Origin of the sequence: Bradyrhizobium sp. INPA03-11B (assembly GCF_040446015.1) — a bacterium.
In the GTDB taxonomy this organism is placed as follows: domain Bacteria; phylum Pseudomonadota; class Alphaproteobacteria; order Rhizobiales; family Xanthobacteraceae; genus Bradyrhizobium; species Bradyrhizobium macuxiense_A.
On record NZ_JASGSR010000042.1, the window covers coordinates 35,041 to 57,440 of the forward strand.

The 22,400-nt window shown below is 58.6% G+C and carries 14 protein-coding genes; 6 read left to right on the plus strand and 8 right to left on the minus strand.

The genetic code is table 11. The features are described 5' to 3' along the window. Window positions 1-213: 213 nt before the first annotated feature. The 5 genes from QMZ05_RS19360 (at window position 214) to QMZ05_RS19380 (ending at window position 4,424) form a co-directional block, all read left to right on the plus strand. Window positions 214-696 (plus strand): DUF2721 domain-containing protein, encoded by a 483-nt coding sequence (locus QMZ05_RS19360; protein WP_353702193.1) that lies wholly within the window; start codon window positions 214-216, stop codon window positions 694-696. 230 nt (window positions 697-926) lie between these two features. Then, complete coding sequence (locus QMZ05_RS19365) at window positions 927-1,928, plus strand: helix-turn-helix domain-containing protein (protein ID WP_353702194.1); 1,002 nt, start codon at window positions 927-929, stop codon at window positions 1,926-1,928. A gap of 228 nt (window positions 1,929-2,156) precedes the next feature. Continuing rightward, a complete protein-coding gene (locus QMZ05_RS19370) occupies window positions 2,157-3,098 on the plus strand; it encodes a helix-turn-helix domain-containing protein (protein ID WP_353702195.1) in 942 nt (313 codons plus the stop codon). A 119-nt stretch (window positions 3,099-3,217) separates the two neighbouring features. Further along, window positions 3,218-3,805 carry a hypothetical protein gene (locus tag QMZ05_RS19375; protein ID WP_353702196.1) on the plus strand — a complete coding sequence of 196 codons (588 nt, stop codon included), beginning with the start codon at window positions 3,218-3,220 and terminating at the stop codon, window positions 3,803-3,805. A 142-nt stretch (window positions 3,806-3,947) separates the two neighbouring features. After that, window positions 3,948-4,424: a hypothetical protein gene (locus QMZ05_RS19380; protein WP_353702197.1), complete on the plus strand. Its 477-nt coding sequence runs from the start codon at window positions 3,948-3,950 to the stop codon at window positions 4,422-4,424. Window positions 4,425-4,788: 364 nt separating this feature from the next. Here the strand turns inward: QMZ05_RS19380 and QMZ05_RS19385 are convergent, their stop codons facing one another. Beyond that, a complete protein-coding gene (locus QMZ05_RS19385; protein ID WP_353702210.1) occupies window positions 4,789-6,219 on the minus strand; it encodes a DUF1254 domain-containing protein in 1,431 nt (476 codons plus the stop codon). 747 nt (window positions 6,220-6,966) lie between these two features. On the opposite strand from QMZ05_RS19385, the gene QMZ05_RS19390 reads away from it, so the two are divergent. Beyond that, window positions 6,967-8,271: a TAXI family TRAP transporter solute-binding subunit gene (locus tag QMZ05_RS19390; protein ID WP_353702198.1), complete on the plus strand. Its 1,305-nt coding sequence runs from the start codon at window positions 6,967-6,969 to the stop codon at window positions 8,269-8,271. A 653-nt stretch (window positions 8,272-8,924) separates the two neighbouring features. Here the strand turns inward: QMZ05_RS19390 and QMZ05_RS19395 are convergent. The 7 genes from QMZ05_RS19395 to QMZ05_RS19425 form a co-directional block, all read right to left on the minus strand. Continuing rightward, window positions 8,925-9,215 carry a replication initiator protein A gene (locus QMZ05_RS19395; protein WP_353702211.1) on the minus strand — a complete coding sequence of 97 codons (291 nt, stop codon included), beginning with the start codon at window positions 9,213-9,215 and terminating at the stop codon, window positions 8,925-8,927. Window positions 9,216-10,329: 1,114 nt separating this feature from the next. Continuing rightward, a complete protein-coding gene (locus QMZ05_RS19400; RefSeq protein WP_353702199.1) occupies window positions 10,330-10,773 on the minus strand; it encodes a hypothetical protein in 444 nt (147 codons plus the stop codon). Window positions 10,774-10,843: 70 nt separating this feature from the next. Then, window positions 10,844-11,170, minus strand: coding sequence for a hypothetical protein (locus tag QMZ05_RS19405; RefSeq protein ID WP_353702200.1), 327 nt, complete (start codon window positions 11,168-11,170; stop codon window positions 10,844-10,846). Between the two features lie 16 nt (window positions 11,171-11,186). Beyond that, window positions 11,187-17,780, minus strand: a complete 6,594-nt coding sequence (locus QMZ05_RS19410; RefSeq protein WP_353702201.1) for an RHS repeat-associated core domain-containing protein — start codon at window positions 17,778-17,780, stop codon at window positions 11,187-11,189. A 361-nt stretch (window positions 17,781-18,141) separates the two neighbouring features. Further along, window positions 18,142-18,321: a hypothetical protein gene (locus tag QMZ05_RS19415; RefSeq protein ID WP_353702202.1), complete on the minus strand. Its 180-nt coding sequence runs from the start codon at window positions 18,319-18,321 to the stop codon at window positions 18,142-18,144. A gap of 107 nt (window positions 18,322-18,428) precedes the next feature. Further along, window positions 18,429-18,779 (minus strand): DUF4288 domain-containing protein, encoded by a 351-nt coding sequence (locus tag QMZ05_RS19420; protein WP_353702203.1) that lies wholly within the window; start codon window positions 18,777-18,779, stop codon window positions 18,429-18,431. Continuing rightward, the gene (locus QMZ05_RS19425; RefSeq protein ID WP_353702204.1) at window positions 18,776-22,279 is read right to left on the minus strand and encodes an RHS repeat-associated core domain-containing protein; all 3,504 of its coding nucleotides are present in this window, start codon (window positions 22,277-22,279) and stop codon (window positions 18,776-18,778) included. Before QMZ05_RS19425 ends, QMZ05_RS19420 begins: the two co-directional genes overlap by 4 nt. Window positions 22,280-22,400: the final 121 nt, after the last annotated feature.

The following is a 22,400-nucleotide window of genomic DNA, read 5'->3' on the forward strand; positions in this document are numbered from 1 at the left end:
TAGCGGGGCGGCCCATTAGCCGAGCCGCTTTGCGCATGCGCGCGTCCGCCTAGCGTAGGCGGGAACGACGAGGCTGGACAAACCAGTGGTTGCTCTGCCAAAAATTGCATAGTCGATCCTTGTAAGCGCGCGCTAGCCGATTTTTCAATCCGGGCATTTCGCCCCAACTGCGCCTGAGATTCGGGCGCGCATAGCTGGTTAACGGAGAAAAGGATGCAGATGCTGATCGACACACCGACCGCCGCGCACCTGTCGCAGGTCATTTCGCAGGTGACGGCACCAGCATTTCTCCTTGGCGCAGTTGCAGCCTTCGTTTCGGTTCTGATCGGACGGATGAACCGCATTGTCGACAGGCTCCAGGCACTGCACACTACAATCGACGTCGACATTTCCCGAACGCACCCCGACGTGCCGCACCTCAGGCGCCGGGCCGTGCTTTTGAACAAGGCGATCGTTCTTTCGACGATCAGCGCGATTGTCACGTCGCTCCTGGTGATCCTGGCGTTCGTCTGCGCCTTCTTCCAGTTTCAGCATGAATACGGGGTTGCCCTGCTCTTCGTTATTGCACTGACCTTCTTCACCCTTTCGCTGGTGGATCTGGTCCGCGAGGCCCGCCTGTCGCTGCATGATCTCAGCCATCACAAACCAAGCCGTAGCCCGCGGCAAAATGCCTCGTTTCAAAATTCAAACGTCTGAGCGCTCCAATCATCCATCATTCCTCGTGATAGCCGAGACCCGTCTGTAGTTGGATGCGCCAACATGAGACAAGACTGCCCTTTCGGTTTCAAAAAAATAGCTTCATTGAGCGGAAGTTGTATGCGATAGGATTTCAACCTATATTTTTTGAAGACGATGTTTTCGTTTGAGCGATCTCGCTCAGGCATCCAAATGTTGCGGAGGTATCCGAGGTGTTTTGGGTAAGAAGGATGAGGATCGAAGATCCGCTGCTTTGCCCGAGTGCCGTTCAAGGAATGGAGACCAACGTATTTCCGACGAAGCGTGGCAAGCTCGACCTGACGATTGAGCAGATTGGTTTGGATCGGCTTTGGATGAGCCGGTACGAGGTGAACCTGCCTCAAATCGCTAGATTTGCCGTCCGGCCCGGTCGCAGATCCATCAGCTTTCTGCCGCAGCTGGAAGGCCCCTCGATTCAGCACTGCGGCATGGATGTCGCGCCAGGCGATATCGTTATCGACAAGCTCGACGTGTTGCAGCACCAGCGCACCGGCGCCAACCATCGCTATTGTGGAATGTCGCTCCCCGATGATGAACTGAGTGCAGCGCTGGCGACCGTCGTTGGAGCTGACTTTCTGGAAAAGCAGCTGGCAACCCGCGTGGTTCGGCCCCGCCCGGAGTTGATGTCGCGCCTATTGAAGATGCACCAAACCGCTGGCGAGTTAGCCCGCACGACGCCGGACGTTCTAGAATCGCCGGAGCTACGTCGCGGATTCGAACAACAAATGTCTTATCTGATGGTTCGATGCCTTGCCGAAGGCGCCGGCATCGAGACCACCGCTGGCAGGCGGCGTCACGATGCGATTATCGCGCGGCTCGAGGATTATCTGGCTGAAAACTCGGACCGTGCCATCTATCTGACCGAACTCTGCGCTGCGACGAACGTTTCCGAGCGGACGCTGCGATCGGCTTGCGAGGAACATCTCGGCATGGCTCCGATCCGCTATCTCACGATGCGAAGAATGTACCTGGTCCGACGCGCGCTGCTGCGCGCTGACGCAGCCAAGGCGACCGTCACCCATATCGTGACCAATTACGGGTTCTGGGAGCTCGGGCGCTTCTCGGTCGCCTACCGCACGCTGTTTGGAGAGTTACCCTCGGAAACACTGCGACGGCCCGCGCAGGATCCCGATGTCCACCTCATTCGTCCTACAACACTGCCGGCCGAAGTCATCGTGGGACGGCTTCACTAGTCGCAGCGTTTGCTTTACCCGATCGCGCAAATCGACCCCGGTCGATTTGCACCAGCGCAGGTTTCCCGATCGAAGTATCCTTCTGTGCTCTTTGAAGCGCCCTTTTGTCTCATGGCGCAGGAATTGCATAGTCGACGCCTGTCGATTGCCTGATGGTGCCTCATCGACGGGCCCCAAGGTATCAAATGGTCGCAAGAGCCATCCGCCCGTCCGATGGGACGAAGGGATATGGCTGAACGCTCCATTTCAAGGTTTGACGATCACGGAGCCTGCGAAGCCGGCTTTGGCGATATCGGTGTCAATCTCACGATAACCGGTCCTGGGGATTTCGAAGCGGAGTTGCTGCGGCTGAAACTGGACCATCTCGTCATCATGCGGCTGCGCGAATCGCTGCCGCGCATTGCCTGCATTTCGCTCCCAGCCGACAGGGTCTTCTTGTCCTTTCCAGTTGGCCGGGTGAGCCTGGAATGCGACGGGCTTGCCTTCCAAAGCGACCAGATCGCCTTTCACGGCTCCGGCCAGCGGATGCATCAGCGATCGAACGGCAAATGCCAATGGGGCCTGATATCCTTGCCCATGGAGCAGCTTGCAATGAGTGGTGCGGCATTGACCGGCGAGCCGATCCTGCCCCCGCACTCCACCAGACTGCTCCGCCCTTCCCGTGCGGACTTGTCCCGTTTTCAGCACCTGCTCCAACACGCCTGCTACCTTGCGGCTCCTGCAAACAAACTGATTGAGCAGCCCGAAGTGGCAAGGGCGCTCGAACAGGACACAATTCATGCCGTGATCCATTGCCTCACCGGTGACGGGACGGAAGACAGTTCCAGGACACGCTCCAACCACGCCGCCTTGATGGCGCGCTTCGAAACAGCGCTGCACAAATCCGTCGACCGGAAGATCACGTTGCCGGATCTTTGCGCCCAAATCGGCGTGGCCGAACGCACATTGCGGATGTGCTGTCACGAGTTTCTTGGCATCAGCCCGATGCGATACCTCCTGTTGCGCAGGCTGAACAAGGCCCGCGCCGCGCTACGGCGCGCCGATGCCTCCACCACGAGCGTCGCCAGCATCGCGCGGGAGCATCAATTCTTCGAGCTCGGACGCTTTGCTGCAACGTACCGTGCAGCTTTCGGAGAAACGCCGCTGACGACGCTTCAGCGCAAGGCTTAGCTGCGCTCGGGACGCGCCGCACGTTTTGCCGATTTTGCATAGGCGGCCAGTTTCGGGGTGTCTACGGTCCACGCCGACCAACGTGCCGGAAGCCTCCGGCAGATCGCAAGGAGAACGAGATGCGCAACAAGAAAGCCGTGCATATTTGCATGGGATTGCTGGCGGCGACGTTACTGCTCGACACCGGGACTGCGCGGGCTCAGAGCGCCCCCAACGGACAACTGAAGACGATCGGCACGCCCTCGGCCGCACATGCTCAAATTGTACCATCGCTCATCGTTCTCAATTCGCGCAGCGCAACGTTGCAAGGCGACAGCCTCGTGCTGACCGGCGTCATGCCGCACTCGATCATATTCGCAGACCGGCCCGTGCGCGCCGCCGGTCATCAGCTCACGGCTGACATCATCGCCGACTGGGGTACGGGCAAGGACAGCTTCGCCAGCGATCCTCCGAACGCGACTGTTTCGGCTTTCAACGCCAAGGACGGCTCTGTCAGGGATGCTGTGGTCGTCCTGAAAAATCCGAAGCTGGATGGAGACAAGCTGGTCTTCACCGTTCAGACACTCGAGGGCGATCTCAACGGCGCCGACGGCGCTGCCTCGATCTTCATCGATATCATCGGCCGCCCCTTTACGCCGCTTTCCTTTGCGGGCGTCGCGCGGCGCACCGCATTCCGGGGCGCGATGTACGCCCGGCCCTATTATTGAACGTGTCTGGCGCCGGGCGGCAGCGTAGCTGCCGCCCGTTCCGGTTCGGCCCCTGCAGCCGGCCTCGCCGTGGTCAAGTATTGGAAACATGGTTTCTCTCGCGTCGGAAGCGTGGATTACAGACTGGCTGTGGGGTCTCCCCTTGATCGTCCTTGCGTCCGTCATCCACGTCATTGGTCTCGGAGCGATCGAACTTGGCGTTGAGCAAAGTCTGGAACGCGCGAAGAGAGTTGGCAGACATCTGACGACATTTGTGGCGGTGGTGGGAGCGACCGTGCTGTCGGCCACCGCCTTGCACGCCATGGAGGCAGTTGTCTGGGCCGGAGCCTACCTCTGGCTCGGCGCTCTCCCCGACGAGCGCTCAACGATGCTGTATTCAATTGGCGCGATGACGACCTTCGGCCATGCAAGCCTCCATCTTTCTGACCGCTGGCAGATGTTGGGGGCGCTCGAAGCTCTCAACGGCATGCTGCTGTTTGGGCTGACCACGGCCTTCCTCTACGCCACCATACGCAACGTTCATGCTGCCGTGTTAGGCACGCCAGCGGCCGCTCTGGAGGACGTCGCAGACATGCGAACGGTCCATCGGGTTGACCCAACGCGTCAGTCCAGGTCCTGAACGCGAACGGCCGTTTTCCGGGCATCGGCGGACCAGCCGCTGAAACAGCCGGACGGCTCTCCTCTCGGGGAAGAACGGGAGAATCGCAGCCCATCGCTGATTTGGAGAACGGATCGGGCGGAGCACTGGCGACATCATGGCGCCGCGGCGAAGCAATGCTCATTCTCCGTCGGCCGTGGCTCGCCGCCCTCCATGCGGAATGCAAAAGTCCCTGGTCGACCGAAGCGCTTCACACGATCGCCCGGTTACCTCTCTCGCCGGGACTCGTGCTTCTGCACCGTCGCCGATCCCCTGGGCGACGGTGCAGAAGGCTCCCGAAGTGGCTTATGCCGGCCCACCCAAGGGCCGGCATCAGTTCAATTTCTCAAGCCCCGACCTTCTTGGCCGCAGGGACCGTCCATGTGCCGTTGATGATCGACGGGTCCGTTTCCTGCGGCCAGTACATGCGCAGCATGAGGATGAAATCTCCCTCAGGCGCGGGCAACCAGTTCGACTCCTTGTCCTTACCAGGAGAGTCCTTCTGGATGTAGAGATCGGTGGAGCCGTCCGGATTTTGCTTGAGGTCTTGCCGCGCGCTGATCGAGTAGCGGTTGAGCGGATTGTCCACGAAGAAGTATGCGCTGTTGTACATCGTGAGCGACCAGAATCCCTCGGCGGGCGGCAGGTGCCCCTTCGGGAAATGCATGACGTACTTGTTTGCGCCACCGTACGCGTGGCCATCCGCGTCCTTTTGCGAGGTCGGGTAGACCGCATCCTGCGGACGGTTGGCGCCGAGTCCGATCGCGGTGATGAGGGCCCGCATCAGATAGTCGGTGCCGTAGATGCCGGTCCTCGTCGTGTAGGCAAAGCCATTCTCGTCCTTGACGGCCTTGTTGACCTTGAACTGAAGCATGATCCTGTCGAACGACACCTCTGGTACACGCTTCAGGAAGTCCGCCTTGAGCTTGCTCTCGTCAAAATCCTGCCCGGGGACGATGCCGATGCGAGCGAACTTGGCAAGCTGGGGCGCATCCGCTGCATTGGGCGGATTGGTCTTCATGAGCTCGCAGAACAGCTTGAAATACGACACCGCGTCCATGCGATTGACCTGTTCGCGGACGGCCGTCTTCATGTCGATAGAGGAATCGACCTTCCCCGCAGGCGGCGTGTACGGCTTGCCGTAGGCGCTGAGCGGGACGAGCTTGAACTCGTCCTGCAGCTTGTGCACGGCGGCGTAATCCTCTGGTGTGCCGGTGCAATAGATGCGGCCGAGCAGCCACACGATGTTGGTCTGCGACTTGTACTCCTTCACGCCGTCCGGCAGCGTGCCTTTCCAGCCAGGTCCGGTGATCGCGTAGGTCTGTGCCCCGGTGCCGGTGGTGCGCTTGCCCGGCACCTGGAACACCGTGGTCCAGCCGTCGAGCATCGGCATCAGGAAATAGCGCTCCTTCATGTCCGGGATGCTGAGAACCCACGGTTCTTTCCCGACATCGAAAAAGGAGGTCGTGTAGAGCGTGTCTGCGTTCGGTGCCGTGACGTCTTTGAATGAGGCATTCGGATACTGGCGCATCTTGATGATCTGCCCCATCGGCGCCTTCGTTCCCACGGGTTCGGCGACATTGGTCATGACCCGGCGGGTCATCTCCATCGTCACCAGCGGATAGCCGAAAACGTAGGCGTCGCTCGCCAGCCAGAAATCCTCCAGGCCCTGCCCTATGCCGAAGAAAGATTCCTGCGCGACAGCTGATCGTGTTGCAGCCGCTCCAGCCAGCAGGCCCATGCCTCCCAGCGCAAGATTACGACGAGTGATCTCCATTTTTCTCTCCTGACACCTGATTGAAACGACTTCAAACGATTGGCGAGTGAGACCGACAACGATTTGACTTCCAGTATCCGACCGAGGGAATTTGCGCTTCATCGGCGCCTACGCTCTGGATCATTCACTTTTGTATCAAATGCTCACTTGCCGTTGTTGAGCGAGCTGGCATACCAGCCACTTCTCGTCCGTTATCAACTTACGGAGGACTCGGCGGCCTGCTATGCAAATTCGGCAATCGCGGGCTTTGGTCGCGGGCCAATGGACGATAAATCAGCTTCGGTACGACTGTGAGGGACGTCTCGCGGCATGCTGACAACGGAATCCGCGCCTGTGCCGAAACTGCATAGCGGATCGGTGAAATGCTCTCTAAATGGCTTCCATCGCGCGTTCGCCCCGACGCCTGAGGGCGTGGCAACGCACTTGGCCGGTTCGCGAGGAAAGCATAAATGCAGATTGATACTCCGTCAGCCGCGCACCTTTCGCAGGTGATCGCGTGCGCCGCACGCCTCTCGCTGCATGAGATCTCACACATCACAAAGCAAAGCCAAAGTCGGTTCGCGGCGTCGAATGCAGCTTGATATCCAGGTCACTCTGAAGCGTCACCAGCGCTCGAACAGCTCCGTGCCGTGATCCCTCGCCCGACGGAATGGAATAAAGCTCAGAGACAAGACACGGCTACATCAGAGAGATGCGTCGTTGACGACGCTTCAACGCGAGGCTTAGCTCTAGTCGGAGAATTGCTCGATGACCGCCATCAACCTGCCGGCCTGGCTTCGTATCGTGATGGTGAGCGGCACATTGCTGCTGGCAACTGGTGCGGGGCTGTTCGCCTATTTCTGGTACATTCGACCGGTTACGTTGACCGCCGCGGTCGGATCGTTTGATGGTGAAGCCAATAAGGTGTTGTCAGCCATCTCCAGTCGCCTGACCGCCACGTCAGCGCCAGTGAGACTCCGGGTTGTCGGCGAATCGAGCGCCCTCGAGGCCGCCAATGCCTTTTCATCCGGCAAGGTCGACCTAGCCGTCGTCCGCGGTGACGTGGGTGACCTGTCGCAGGCCCAGGCAGTCCTCGTGCTTACACACGCGGTTGCGCTGATCGCGGCCCCTCCCGGCTCGCTGCTGAGCGACGTGGCGAGCCTGAAAGGCCGTCGCATTGGCGTGGTCGGCGGTGAGATCAACAGAGCCGTCGTCAACGCACTGCGTCAGCAATATGACCTCGACCGCGCGAACGTGAAGTTCAAGGACGTCTCATTGCCCGAGGCGCGCCAGGCAGTCGACTCCAAGAGCGTGGACGCGCTTCTGCTCGTCATTCCCCTGACCCCAAAATACCTGTCGCTCGCGCGCAGCCTCTTCCCGCAACACCCGAAATCCCCGCCGGTTCTCATTCCCATTGAATCGGCCGACGCGATTGCGGAAAGTCATCGTGCCTACGAAAGTTTCGACGTGCCGAAGGGCACGCTCAGAGGTTCGCCGGCAGTCCCGGACGATGACCTGACGACGCTACGCGTGTCGTTCTACCTGGTCGCGCAGAAGAAGCTTAATGCCGACACCATAGCCAATCTGACAAGATCGCTTCTCGCCGCGCGCCGGGACCTCATCGGCGAACTGCCGATCCTTGCGCAGGTCACCGCCCCAGATACGGATCCGGACGCCTTCCTGCCAGTCCACGCCGGTGCAGCGGAATATTTCAACGGCACCCAAGAGAGCTTCTTGGACGAATGGAGCAATGCGATCTACCTGACTCCGATGATCCTTGGCGGACTGGCTTCGATCCTCGCCGCAGCGTGGAGGTTTATCGGCTTGCGCACATCGAAACCTGATCAATCGGCACTCGATGCGCTCTTTGCCCTCGCTCGCCGGGTTCGCAAGGCCCAGCACGAGGATGAGTTATCCGACATTGAGGGCCGGATCGACGACATCTTGAGCGACCAGCGGCTCAAGATTGCAAGCGGAGACGAAGATGCCGCCGATATGGCGACATTGAACGTTGCCGCGAACAGGGTCGAGAGTTTGATCCATGCCCGCCGCGCCACGCTGAAGCCGTCATAGTTGGGCGGTGCTCATTCTGCCGATTTTGCATAGGCAACCGGATGGTGCATGGACTGGCCGGTCTCCTTGGCGATCACACGCTCGGAGCCCCTGCTTCGCGGCGGAGCCGCCCTCGGACGCTACCGACAGCCCTACGAAATCGCAGAAGATCGTAGTTTGGCGTAGAAAATCGTACGATTGGTAGCCGGAGACCGCTACACCGCGAAACCCACTTTTTCGGGTAGTGGGTCACGCATGGTAGCGGGGGAGCGCTACCGCCTCGGCGAAGCAGCGCGTTCGCGCATGCCGAGCTTCCAAATGAACAGATTGAAATGGCCCCAAGGACTTGTAGCCTCGTGGACTTGGGCGCGCTGCCCGATACAGCTCGTGTTCAAAGGCGCCGCGTTGCTGCTGCGCTTTCGCAATTTCTCTTTGTGAGTTCGGACCGAATGTCTTCTGCCTGGCCATTTTGAATCTGTAAGAGCGTCCTATTGCGGACCCAGCAGTCGGGTCGCGAAAGGCTGCGCCGCCGATCATGATCGGCAGCGCAGCTGATTCGGACGATGAGCGCAGCGACCACCCCGAAATCTCCCGTGCCTTTTGTCGGTGGCTGGTGCGACTTTGTAAGAAGGCCGCGCTTCCTGAAGCCGGTTGAACAGGCGTGGGCGCGAAGCTCAGCCGCTCGAGGCCGCTGGGATCACGCGTGAGCACGAGCTGATAATCTGGCAGCGCTGGACGATCTGACGAACGTCGTAACCGAAGTGCTTGAGCTGCGCGACGATGCCGGACTTGGCATGGAGGTGCACAAGGTCAAAACTCCAGCCGTCGTCCTGCCGGCGGCCGTGCTTGCGCGCAAGACGATAAAGCCAGCGATCAAGGCCGCCGTCAGTTCGAACCAGGCGTGGTCGATCGTGAGAACGAACGCATAGCCAATGACGCAGGCAGTCCGGCAGAATCAGCTCCAGCCTAGATGGACGGCCCTTTGCATCGGCCGTCTCCTTCCGACCTCAGCTTATGAGCCTGACGATTTGACCCGGGCCGGCGTCTTGAATGCGTTTGGATTGATCATGCTCCTCCTTTGCCCGGCTATCCCGGGTCGCCTGTCGTAGACCGCTTTGGTGGTAGACGCTCCCAATCTGTTCGGCACCCGCGTAGGCTGTCGCAACTGCATAGTGGGTTTATGGTGCGCTCGGAGGGAGGCCGCATTTGCTGCGATTTCAGTCGCTTATCTCAACGACGAAGATCAAAAGGTTGCTATCAACCTCAAAGGGGCGTTTCAGCTCCCGCCGCCCGCCCCGCAGCCCCTGCGTCCCGAACGTAATTAGCGATCGAAAAAATCAACAAAAACAATGAAGCTCGATTCTGACTGACCACCGTTATGGCTATTTGTTCATGGGGTTTCGGTGGTCAATCGGTGGTTGGCGAAGTCTACTTCCCCGCCGCGAGTGTTGCTTGTTTAATGACCATCAACGAAGCCGGTGCTGGGCATCATGATCCGTTGGCACCTGCCGAACCTCGAGCTTGATCAGTCCATTCGAGGTTGCGTTGGACGCGCCATGAACGAACTGACGGAGGCCACCAGGGCCGGCCGACACCGCCGCGGCACTCGCCGATTGACCAGCACGACGCCCTCTTGGCTGTCGCAGGTGGATGGATCAGAGTACTTGAGGTCCAGTCGATGGCCCGCCGCTGCCCGCGGCCGCCGCTTTCCTCTCACACTTCATTGAAAAATGGCAGATCGAAAACATGATCCGGCGGATTCGCCGCGGCGAAGCGGACGGTCACGGGCAGGCCCGAAAGCACTTCCGAGTGGGAATCCGTTCGGGACGGTCTCGTAGAGAGGCCCAATTCTAGATCTGATGATCGTGATCTAACCGACCCGGGCCGACAACCAGCGGTGCATGCAATTGATGTGGCCGAACAGGGTATGTTCGACATCGGTCATCGCCGCTCGGTCATGCTCCTCATAATACGAGTCACCAGCGACTTGAACCAGAGACCACTAAGAGGCAAGCGACTCCGCCAGGTACCGCCCCACAAACACCTCATCAGGCAATGCGTGCAGCGTCCGCGTTCGTTCTACCTCTTGATCTCCTGGAAGATGATCTCGATAGCTTTCTCAACACTTACCGTGAAAACTCCTCCCTTTGCCTCTCGCCACTGCCTGCTACCACTCTCGAAGTTCGACGCGGTCGACACATTGACTGCCAATAGGCGATCTACTGATTCCATAAGTGCTACATCATCAAACGGCATGTGGCCAATAATTGTCGTTCCGCCTGCGCCCGGCAAATGCTGCGGAATAGGAACATCGACAAGGGTGACTTCGACGACAACCCTTCCGCTCCACGGCTCGATGCGACCGATGATTAGCTTAGCCGTTGTCGTTGAGGATGACTTGATTGACCATTCCTGCCCCGGCGCAAAGGTGGGGCGGCGCAGCAATGAGTCAGCCGCGCAAGTGCGGATCTCGAACATAGAGAATGTGAGCCACACGAGCGCCCACAGAGCGCCTTTGGACATCACTTCTTCCGCGCATGTGAGGCAAATACTACGAATAAGCGAGGGTTTCAGCATAATATTTAATACTTCTCTACGTGCCAGCTGAGCCGCCTCTCCGTCGTCGCTCTTGAATCTCCCTCATGACGATGCGCACGAGCCGATCGCTACCTTCAGCATTCTTTGGAAAACTGTAAGCTGGACTGCTGTACCAGTACTCTTCCCACTCCTGGTCATTGAGATTCTTCGCCGCAATCTGCTGCAATTCAATCAACAGCCCTTCAGTCTCGCGCTCATTGAAAAAGCTAAGCAAGAACGCGGGGAGTTGATCTTCAGAAGAGAAACTTCGACCTAGGCCTTGAAAGAGAGCACTGACCATTCGATCGAACAGAGGATACTTCACATTATCAATGGGGTTCATGCTGCCCTTTCTGGCCTTATTGAGGGTTGCTCGGGAAGGCAGTGAGTATGAAGATATTGCCTGGATAGCTCGGATGATACGATATCACGGCCGTTACTTGACTGGTCGACCTGATTCCAACTTCCGAGCGCGCTGAGGTAGCAAAGGCTTCGTATCCGGTAGGGGAACCAAAATCACCTCTCACTACAGCGCCCCCGCGTTGTCCGCTCGCTACGGTTCCGACAATGAATGCGTTCTGCGCGAGAGTCGCACTCACCAACTTGTTCGCAGCCATAAGACTGGGGAAAGAACCTTCTGCTCGCTCACCATACTCAATTCCAAGAAACTGTCCACGCGAGCCAAGGACGGTTTGTCGTAACGACTCCTCGCTCTTGTTAACGTGGTCCCTTATTGCGTGACCGTACGCCACGCCCGAATAGCTGGCTTGCCCTTCGTACAATGTGAGATCGACGAAGCCAATGCTGCTGTCCGACGCGAGCTGGATGTTGCCACCCACTCCTGGTATTCCCGGGTTAGCCGCCCCGAGCTCCGCATTTGTGCGCGCAATGGACGCAGATGCCGCGGGGCTGCGGCTGGTCTGAAATGCGATTGCTGCTGCGCGCTGCTGCGTTTGGCATTCAGCTTGGCATGGGCTGAAGATCTCGTCGCGTTCCCTCTGGCTCATTTGCGCAACGGAAGCCATAAAGTCTGACCACGCCTTCTTGCCATCCACACATCCCGACACCGAACATGCCCCCTCTGCATGCTCGCCGTAGCCTCCTTCGCTGCGCCTCGTCGCGTTATAGCTCTTGATTGCGTTGCTATAACCCTGCGGGCCGTAGACGCGAACAATCTGGCCACCGATGTCCAGCCACAAACCTCGTGCATGCACTGAATAGCTATTGAGTACCTCGGCAATGTAGTTAGCCGAATTAGCGATCCCGGCGAGGAGCGAATTGGCCCCGGAGAACGGATCCGGCGCTTCAACATTTATGCCTGGAAGCTCATCCGCATCAGTCCCCCGCGGATCAACAAGAGAAAGCGGATTGTTCGATGCGTAGCGGTAGAGATTCGCGCCACCAGCAAGGCCGATCGGATCGGTCGTGGTGAACCTCCCAATTTGAGGATCGTAAATCCGAGCGTTGAGGTGGACAAGCCCGACATCGCCGAGATGCTCCTGCTCAATGAAGCCGCGGGTGGTCCGGCTGGTGATGACGTTGGTCGCATCGTCAGAGCCGTTGGGGTGGCGCCGCTTGCCCCAAGCGTCGTAAGCATTGCGCTCGAGTACATTCCCGCTGTCGTCGGTCAGCGCCACGACCGAGTTCAGGTGATCTTTGTGGAAGTACAGCGTCTGGGCATTACCCGAAGCAGCCTCCTGGTGAAGCCCGATGATCCGGCTGCCGACAGTCAGATAGTTCCGTGAGCTAACAACGCCGTTGGTGTCCGTGAACTTCTCCGCCATCGCGCCGCCAGCGTTCAAATAGAGCGTAGAACCCTCAGGTGCCGTCTGCTTGATACGACTGTGCTCGCTGTCGTAGGCAAAGCTCAGGTTGATGGATCCTGCTGTGACGGTCGATGGCAGATTGGCGGCCGTGTAGGTAAAGCTGCGGCCCCCGCCTGAGGTCAGGTTACCATTGGCATCATAGCTGTAGCTTGGGTTCGCGATTGCGGAGACACCAATGTTCACGGAGCCGGCGACGCTCGCTACCGCGTGGGGTCGAACCGCTCCTGGCCCTGACGTCGGATAGCTGTAGATGCCGACATCAGATTTGCTGATGATGTTGCCGATGACGTCATAACTGAATGTCTTGCTCGCACCGCCAGCAATATCCGCATTGGTGAGACGGTTCAGTGCATCATAGGTAAACGTCTCGGAGAGTTCCTGCGTTCCATCCACCCGTTGAGTGAGGTTACCGACCGTGTCCCAGGCGTAGGAAAGATTCTGAACTGCATTGTCTGCTCCCGCTCCAATCGATAGCAACTTGCCCGTGCTGGCGTCGAAGGCCCGGTTGGTAACGATACCGTTGCCGAACGTCTCCTGCGTCAATCGGAGTGACGCATCGCTGGAATTGGCGGTCCAGAGCGCCGCGTTGGTTGCAGCGCTCTGCGTTGAGGTCAAATAGCCAAGGCTGTTGTAGATGTAGTTGACCGCAAAGCCGCTGGGATAGGTGATACTGCCTAACCGACCCACGGAATCGTAGTTGGTTGAGGAGCTATAGCTCACACCGTCGATGGTCAACGTAGTTTGCGACGGACGCCCCAGGCTGTCATATGCTTGCACACGCTGATAGCCTCCATCGGTACTGGCCGTCGCCAGTTTGCCGATGCCTTTGGCCTGGGTATCGTAGGTCCACGTACTGGTGGTACCCGATTCGATCCTCGATATGAGACGCCCCAACAGGTCGTAGCCAAACGTTGTAGTGTTGCCGTTTGCATCTACTTGAGAGATCAACTGGTCTGCCGCGTCGTAGACAGATGTCCGCAGCCCGACATCCGGGTCCGACACGCTCGTGACTCTGCCCCGAAGATCATACGCATAAGATGTGATATTGCCAGCAGGGTCGTTCACCGAAATAGAATTGCCGAACGCGTCGTAGCTATAGCTCGTGGTATTCCCAAGCGTGTCTTTGACGCTTGCAATTTGGTCTAGTTGGTTGCGAATGACCGTCTGAGTCTGGGACTTGGAATTGGAATTGACGATGGTGAGGCCGTGATAGTCCCGCTGATCCCAGGAGCCGTCCGGACGAACCGCACGCGTGACACGACCGAGTGCGTCATAGGTGTATTGAGTAAATATTGGCGCGCCACCGTTCACGAAAAAGGGTTCACTGACCTTCGCCACACGCCCTAGTGCGTTATACTGCGTCTGCACGCGTGATAGGGCGCCGTCAAAGCTCTGCACGTCGGACTGAAGTACGCGATCATAAACGTCAAAATACTGTGTGGTCTGCGGACCAATCTGTACGCCACTTGCATTGACGGGCGTCGAGCGAACCAGATAGGCAGCAAGAGCCGGACAGATAGCAGTTCCGTTATAGACGCCGCTACAGTAGGCGTAGCTGTAGCTAGCGCCCGTCCCATTCGGTTTGGACAGCAACGCCAATCGACCGAAGCTGTCGTATTGCGCCGTCTGGGCTAGACCGTTCGGGTCGGTGATGCTCGCTAGAACGCCGAAACGCGGATCAAAACTTGTCAACGATGATTGGTTAAGTGCATTCGTTGTCGATGACACAAAGGCACCGTTCGAGGTCCACACTGTAGATGCGGTCCGCGTGGCTATGTTAACGCCGCTCGTTGTCACGGCATTGATATTTCCGAAGCTATCGCGCCCGTAGTCATTTTCAAGCCTGAGCGTTGTGCTGGTCGGCTCCACTACTGCTGACGCGAGCAAACCGGTGCTCGGTTGATAGGTGAAGGCATTTGTTCGCGTGGCTGACGCCCCGGACAGAGTGTTCGTTACCGCACTCTGCGCCAACTGTCCGACGATCCAGTTCGCTTTATCTGCCGAATTGTAGGTATTGATGGTCTTCGAGCTGTAGCTGGCCGGGTCGACGAGCGAGGAGACACTTTCTGTAACGTTGCCGTAGCACGGCAATGCTTGATCGCAATCATAGACGTTGCTCGCCATCCATTCTGGGAACGATGAGCCATCGAGATCAGCACTTGTGATATGCTTGGCCGTCAGCTCAAGAAATAGAGACTTTGGCTGACGAGGACCTGCCGAATTGGTTTGCTGAACTTTGTATGAAAACGTCGTAGTGCGAAGCATCTGAGTAGACGCACCAGTCTGGATCGTAACAACCGAAGTTGATGGCATACCCTGCCAAGGGCAATCCCACGGGCACCCTAAAGACTCGTCATAGTTCGTGTATGTGTCTGAAACCGTGATGAGCGTTTGTTTGTCAGTCGTCGAAAACCCGTCAAAGCCTAGAAATCCACGCCCGGTAGGCTCCACCGCACCACGCGTATAGTGGAACTCGTATGAATTGGTACCGCCAAGCCCGTCGGATTTCTTTAACCCAGCGACGACCATTTGTGTCTCTCGAGGCGGCCGAAGACTACCGTAATCGGGAAGGGCTGATCCGACCGAATAGACGCCATTGGCGTAGAGAGGTACCAACGTGGTCGACGTAACTGCCCCTAGCCCAGTGGTTACAGAGCTCAAGGTATCGCAGGGAAAAAGGCCCCCGGGCCAAACAGTAACTGAACCGTTGGAGGCGCTGCTAGTTGGTACTCCGACGGCATTCACTTGGGCCTGCACATAAAGGAGCCCAGCCTTACCGCCACCCACAAAATCGCCAACGTACGGACGATATCCTACGAGAGTGGAACCGGGAGAAGCTGTTCTAAAATCAAAACTCCCGTCGCCCTTACTCACCCCAATCTGCCGATCGCCCGTTGAGAGCCCATTGACGTCCATCTTCTCCAACAGAAGGTCAGACAACCCCGTGCCTGAAAACCGCCCTACGCCCGCGATGTAGTACGAAGAGTAGTCCTGGATTTGCCAATGAAAGTCAGTCTCCGCGAAGCTCCCGTCTCCTTTGCTGAGGAGCGTAGCGAACAGGCCGTTTGGAACGCCACTGGCCACTCCTTGCAACAGCAAATCGGCTAGACCATCTCCGTTGAAATCACCGATAAAGAATTTCGTGCCGGATAGTTGAGACTGAATGTTTTGAGATGGACTACTAAATTGCCAAGTCGTGGAGCTTATGGCCCCTTTGTTGAGAGCAACAAAGCGCACGCCCGTGGGGCTACCGGTGGTCGGATTGAGCTGTTCAAGCAATAGATCCGCCAGACCGTCGCCGTTAAAGTCGGCCGCATAGCTGGTCACGCCTGAGATAGAGAGACCGCTAATGCCCATTCCATGGAATGAATAGCCACCGTCGTTTCGAAGAAAAAACCGGTAGCCAGTCCGCGTGTTCTCCATAAGGATTGAACTAACGCCATTTCCAAAGAAATCTCCGATGACAGGATGCGCATCAGGATCAGTCGTTATGTTGCCAAATGGGTTCGACTTGCTGGTAAAAGTACCGTCGCCGTTACTCGCAAACAATGCCCATTGATCGGCCATTCCGCCACCGCTCGTGGCGGTTCGACCTCTGAACAGGATGTCGATTCGGCCGGTACCGCCAAAATCTCCGAGGTAAACTTCGACATCTCCGGCGATTCCCACACTGGTGATAGGCCCCTGTTGGAAGCTCCAACCGAGATCGTTGGTTGTCCACACCTGAAATTGCCCGGTGGGTTGTCCCGTCTCGGGGTTGATCATCACCCACAAAACGTCATCACGCCCCTTGCCGCTGAAAGCCGCGACATATGGAGCGTACCCCGCCAGGCTCGGGCTCCCCGCTGAATGCGCCTGGCTTGAGAGCGGCCCGGACTGCACTCCATATGTAAATATTGTCGGGGCCAAACAGGCGCCGACTGAATCACAACGTTGCACGCTATAAAGAAGGCTCCGCCTAGCGGAATCCAATTGCTGGTTGGTGCCGTCCGCATATGATAGGCGATATTCGCTGACGAGCGTCGATCCGGAGAAGGTCTGCACGCCGGTTAGCAGTGATCTAACGGAGACTGCAGCTCCGGCCCGATAAGATAAAATAGCGTCCGATCGCGCCGGGCCATTACTGTCGCTGACACGATAGAGAAATCGCACGGAATTGTACGGCGACAAATTGCCGACCCCGTTGCCTGTATAGTCGATGCGAGCCGGCCGCGCTTCACCCGTCGCGGTATTTTGCCAGTAACTCACTGTGTAATAATTCCCAGCCAGATCGGAGACCTTGCTCACACTCCACGTGCTGACCGTCGCGAGGCCCGTCGCGAGGATCTGAGAATCCGACGTGTGACCGAACTCCAGAATGCGACCATCCTTGGTGCGCATCTCAAACCAGGCAGGTCCGGTTCCGGCGGTCCCATGGGATACAATTTTGCTGAAGTTCTCGAGCTCCAGTGTGTACGTCGTGCCATCCGCCCCATAATTGCTGCTTGCTGCCACGAGCCGCTGGCCCGCGAAGCAGAATCGATCAGCGCTCGTAAATGCAACGCCTGCAGCTTTGCCGTCCTGTACGATTGTTTGACCACACCGCGTGATCGATGGCAGCCCATCCAGCGTCCATCCGACGCCTAGCAGACCGTTGCCGCTTTGACTGGAATAAGTCAGCGATAGCCTTGGCACCACCTCTGCAGTCCCTGGAGGGACGACGATCGGGATCGCATAAGTCGCGCCGCCGACGCGCGTCACATTGAACTGACCATCTATCGCCATCGGACTGCCGGCGATCGCCACGTCGCAACCGCTAATCACGATGGGAAAGACGGCAGCAAACACTGCGGAGCGATAACCTATGGAGCTACGCCGACGTACCTGATCAAGGACGTCGCGCATCAAAACGGTGGAGCACATCACCCGCCGAGCGATAGCTTCAAACGTCAAGCAAAACTGCTCGGCTTCCAGCTGCGCACTTTCGATCAGAGATGGTCGGAGGTTAACGCGTCGGGAAAGGGATTTCCTCAATCCACTCCAGAGTGAATGCCACAAGCCAACTCTGTTACGGGCAAGCAAAAGAATTGCCGCCGCAACGAATCTATAGGCGCGCCAAACCGCGTTGCGCGAATGAACATCGAGCATGCTTCAAACCCATCACACGTTAGGGGTGAATAGGTACCCGTACGCTATCTCTCCAATAGATAGACGAATCCGGCAGAAACAACCCGCAACAAATTCTGAAGAATATTTTCACGTGCGCCACAAAGGGGAGAAGCGAGATCAGCAGGCATCGCAAGAGAGCCGCTCCACCATCGCGCCGGTCTCGTTTGTAATGATCGAGCCGAGATGGTCCGTGTGACAGTCGCGCACGGCGCCTTACCGCCCATGCCGACGAGCGACACAGGGACAGTGATACTCGGTCCAGCGCTGCGCCGGCGCGCCGGGGCTCGTGATCTCCGCCATCACCCGAAGACTGCGATGTAGAGCGTCGTGCCTTCCGGCGTCACCTGCTTGAAGCGCTGATGGGCGGTATCGTCGAGGAAGCTGATGGAGCTCGAGCCTTGCGCTCGCCGGCTTGTTGTAAGGAGGTCCAGCTGATGCTGCGGCCGAACCCCGCGATCTGGTTGCCGTTCGCATCGTAGCTGAAGGTCGTGCTGATCGTGCCGCCGCTGATGCTGGTCACCGCGTGCGGCTGCGCCGAGCCCGGCGCCGGGTAGCTGTAGGTGCAAGCGGCGACTAAGCACTAAAACTACCAACGAGGGGTTAGGCACACCATCAGAGCAATTCCCATCATATGGTTTGTATCGGTTTCGAGGTCTCAGGACTAAATTCTGCTTCGAACGGAAGCACCTCTTGATTATTGAGGTGAACAGGCTCGGAATATACTTCGCACCCGTCTAGGTTATCTGATCGAATCACATCGAGAGAGATAACCTCAACGAATCTCCACTGAACGCGCTGCCCCATGGCGTTGAGATATTCCTTCTGCGAGGCTTGACCGATGCTTAATGCTCTATCGAAGGCAGCATCGAAATCAGTGGCCCTTAACAGATACACACAGTCATTTAGGGTATCGCCACCTATGGGCTCTACCATGACGACAAAGCGAAGCTTGGTGCTAAACCATTGATCGTTTTTCATTGTTTCGCAAACCTCGAGTCTAGCAGGAGCTTCCGGACCGTTGATCCACCCTCTTGCAATGCCTGTCCAACCGTTTTGTTAAGGTATTGCCCAGGGAATTCGCGTAGGATACCTGCAAGTCTGTTCTGCGCGATGAAATTGGCCACGGGTGTATTGAGGTTTTGGAGTATATTTGCTCCAACTTCACTGTTGGCATTGATTCCGAATTTTGCGCCGAGACGCGCGAGGTTTGGAGCCGCTCCAAGCGGAGACGCCCCCGCTACTGTTCCGTTGCGTAGAACAGTTCCGAACTCTACCCCGGCATCGACAACTAGGCTATCAGCAACTAGTGCTGTTTCAACTGCTGCCAGACCAAGGCCTGCCAAGCCAAGCCCTCCCACGAAAGTCGCGGCTGTCACGGTAGAACTGCCCATCGTCTGACAATCTGAACAGATGACTCGCCCGTAATCGTCAACCGTGGGAACGGGCTGATTCCAAAAGCTCCCTCCTCCCGCGGTCGATGCGGCGGGCTGGCCACCACGAACAGCTCCACCGACAGCCATGCCACCACCGGCCGGGGGCACTGTATTGGAAGTTTGCGCAGGCGAGGACGACGGCTGCGCCCCGGAAGAGGAACCTGACGCCGGCTGAGCGGGCTTCTTGTTCCCGTACGGACTGCTGTAGACCTCCACGACGCCCCAGCTCGGATGGGCGACCACAAAATACCCTTGCGATCGATAGTAGTCGGCGGCGGCGTTGGTGGCCGCGGCAATGAGGTTGTGCGCCGCCACCGGATTGAAGCTGCCGCCAAGGCCGCCAAGCCCAGCCGTTGAGAAGCGCGGCATGGACGAGGCGGCCGACAGTGACCCACCGTTCGATCCGCCGCCCAAGCCGGGCAGATACACGATCTCGCCATTCCACTCGCAGTTGCACACCCCGACCCCGCCTCCGCCGCTCCCTCCGATGATGAAGGGAACGGGTGTCGGCGGCCCAACGATGATTTCAGGCAGCGTGTACACGGGATCATGACCGCTGGGATCCGTGAAGCTGCCCGGCCGATTGTTGACGTAAGAGTACGCGTTCCAGGCCTGCATGTCGGCGGCGTTGGGAACGATGGAGTCAGCGCTGGTCATCCGCGCGGTGAGCGGATCGTAGACCCGGCCGTTCAGATGCACGAGTCCAGCGACCGAGAGTTGCTCCTCGCCGGTGAAGCCGCGATTGGTCTGGCTGGTGAGGCCGCCGGAGGGATCGTCGCTGCCGTTGGGATTGCGCCGCTTGCCCCAGGCATCATAGGAGAGCCGCTCCACCACCGCGCCGCTTTCGTTGGTGATGACCGAGATCGAGCCGAGATGGTCGGTGTGGAAATAGCGCAGCGCCGTCGTCGCGGATGCCGTGCTGCGCATGCCGACGAGCGAGCCGGACACCGACAGATATTCAGTCCAGCGTTGCGCCGGCGCGCCGGGACTCGTGATCTCCGCCATCACCCCGAAGGCTGAGATGTAGAGCGTCGTGCCTTCCGGGGTCACCTGCTTGAAGCGCTGGTGGGCGGTATCGTCGAGGAAACTGATGGTCCTCGTGCCTTGCGTAATGCTCGCCGGCTTGTTGTAGGACGTCCAACTGATGCTGCGCCCGAGCCCCGCAATCTGGTTGCCGTTGGCATCGTAGCTGAAGGTCGTGCTAATCGTGCCGCCGCTGATGCTGGTCACCGCATGCGGCTGCGCCGAGCCCGGTGCCGGGTAGCTGTAGGTGCCGACATCCGATTTCGACAGGATATTGCCGACCGGGCTGTAGCTGAAGGTCTTCGCCAACGGCGTCGGCGTCAGATTGACCGTCGTGGACGTCAGGCGGTTGAGCGCATCGTAGCCGAAGGTCTCGTTCAGATTGGTGTTGGCGTCGCTGCGCGACAGCGGATTGCCGAGCGCGTCCCAGGTAAAGGCCAGGCTCTGCACGGCGTTGCCGGTGCCGGTCCCGATTGCGAGCAACCGTCCCGTCGTGGCATCAAAACTACGGCTGGTAACGATGCCGTTGCCCGCGGTTTCTTGGGTCAGGTGTCCCACCGCGTCCGTCGCATTCGCGGTCCAGTAGGGCTGCCCGCTCGCATCGTCGAGCAATTGGCTGGAATAGCCGAGGCTGGTGTAGCCATAGCGCACGGCGAAGCCGGATGGATAGGTCACCTTGGCCGGGCGGCCATTGGTGTCATAGGCCGCACTCATCGTGTAGGTCGTGCCGTCGATGGTGGTTGCTACCTGCGATGCGCGGCCGAGCGCGTCATAGCCGATCGCCCGGGAAAAGCCTGCACCGGGCCCCGCGGTGATGCTTGACGAGGCCAGCTTGCCGATGCCGTTCGCGGCGGTGTCGTAGGTCCACTCCGAGGTCATGTCGACCTCAGCCCGCCGCACCACCCGGCCAAGCTTGTCGTAGGCCAGGGTCGTGGTCTGGCTCTTGGCGTCGGTCTGGCTGACGAGCTCGCTCAGCGTGTCCCACACATAGGTCGAGCTGCCGAGATCGGGATCGGTGCCCGAGGTCTTGCGGCCGCGCAGGTCGTATGCTGTCGCAGTCACATTTCCCTCGGCATCGGTGGTGCTGACGAGCTGACCGACCGCGTCATAGCCATAAGCCATGGTCTTGCCGAGCGCGTCGGTGATCGAGATCACGTTACCCTGGCTGTTCCTGGTTGAGGTGCGGGTTTGACTAAGCGCGTTGGTCTCGGTAACGGTCAGACCGTGATAGGCCGTCTGCGACGCGCTGCCGTCAGGCTTGGTCACCTGCGTGGCCCGGCCGAGTCCGTCATAGGTCATCGTCGTGAGCTGCGGCTGAGCACCACTCGCAGAGGGCCGGCTGACCTTCGACAAGCGTCCGAGCGCATCGTAGGTCTTGGTGGCCATGACCGCACCACCGTCAAACCCCTGGGTCTGGCTCGTGATCTCACGGTCTAGCATGTCGAAATAGACGATCACGACCGGGCCGTTTACGGTCGCGCCGTCCGCTGCATAAGGCGTCGCCTGGACCTGGTAGACGGCACCGGTCACACAGGATGCAGCGCCGCCATTGATACCGCTACAGAACTGGTAGGTCCATTTGGTCTGCGTTCCGTCGGGAAGGATCTCCTGAACCTTGCGACCGAAGCCGTCGTAGCTCCAGGTCGTGGTCAGTCCGTTGGGGCCGCTGTGACTGGTCGGCTGACCAAAGCGCGCATCATATTGGAAGCTCTCGCTCTGGTTCAGCGCGTTGGTGTTAGAGCTGACGAACTGTCCCTTGGCATCGAAGCTGGAAAGCGCGGCGCGGCTCGCGATGTCGACGCCGGAGGCTGTCACTGAGACCTTGTTGCCGAACCCATCCCGACCGTAGTCGATCTGCAGCCGCAGCGCCGGTGTGTCGGGTTCCACCACCTCCTGGATCAGGACGCCTTGGGCGTCGTACGCGAATGACGACGTTCGCGTGATGGTGCCTGCTGCAAATGCCGGGCTTGCCAACAGCAAGGCTAGGGCAACCGCCACAGACGGCTTCACGATATCGATCATGCTTAATCCCCAAACCCCAAATCCAAAACGGTCCCATTCTCGCGAACATTCGCATCGGCACGACTGCGAGCCAGACGCACCGAAACAGCGAAGAACCCAACCAGAGCAGCAAACACGTCGC

Coding starts and splice junctions, on each gene's coding strand:
- QMZ05_RS19360 (WP_353702193.1), top strand. CDS start 214: ATGCAGATGCTGATCGACACACCGACCGCCGCGCACCTGTCGCAGGTC.
- QMZ05_RS19365 (WP_353702194.1), top strand. CDS start 927: ATGAGGATCGAAGATCCGCTGCTTTGCCCGAGTGCCGTTCAAGGAATG.
- QMZ05_RS19370 (WP_353702195.1), top strand. CDS start 2,157: ATGGCTGAACGCTCCATTTCAAGGTTTGACGATCACGGAGCCTGCGAA.
- QMZ05_RS19375 (WP_353702196.1), top strand. CDS start 3,218: ATGCGCAACAAGAAAGCCGTGCATATTTGCATGGGATTGCTGGCGGCG.
- QMZ05_RS19385 (WP_353702210.1), bottom strand. CDS start 6,219: ATGGAGATCACTCGTCGTAATCTTGCGCTGGGAGGCATGGGCCTGCTG.
- QMZ05_RS19390 (WP_353702198.1), top strand. CDS start 6,967: ATGACCGCCATCAACCTGCCGGCCTGGCTTCGTATCGTGATGGTGAGC.
- QMZ05_RS19400 (WP_353702199.1), bottom strand. CDS start 10,773: ATGTCCAAAGGCGCTCTGTGGGCGCTCGTGTGGCTCACATTCTCTATG.
- QMZ05_RS19405 (WP_353702200.1), bottom strand. CDS start 11,170: ATGAACCCCATTGATAATGTGAAGTATCCTCTGTTCGATCGAATGGTC.
- QMZ05_RS19410 (WP_353702201.1), bottom strand. CDS start 17,780: ATGCTCGATGTTCATTCGCGCAACGCGGTTTGGCGCGCCTATAGATTC.
- QMZ05_RS19420 (WP_353702203.1), bottom strand. CDS start 18,779: ATGAAAAACGATCAATGGTTTAGCACCAAGCTTCGCTTTGTCGTCATG.
- QMZ05_RS19425 (WP_353702204.1), bottom strand. CDS start 22,279: ATGATCGATATCGTGAAGCCGTCTGTGGCGGTTGCCCTAGCCTTGCTG.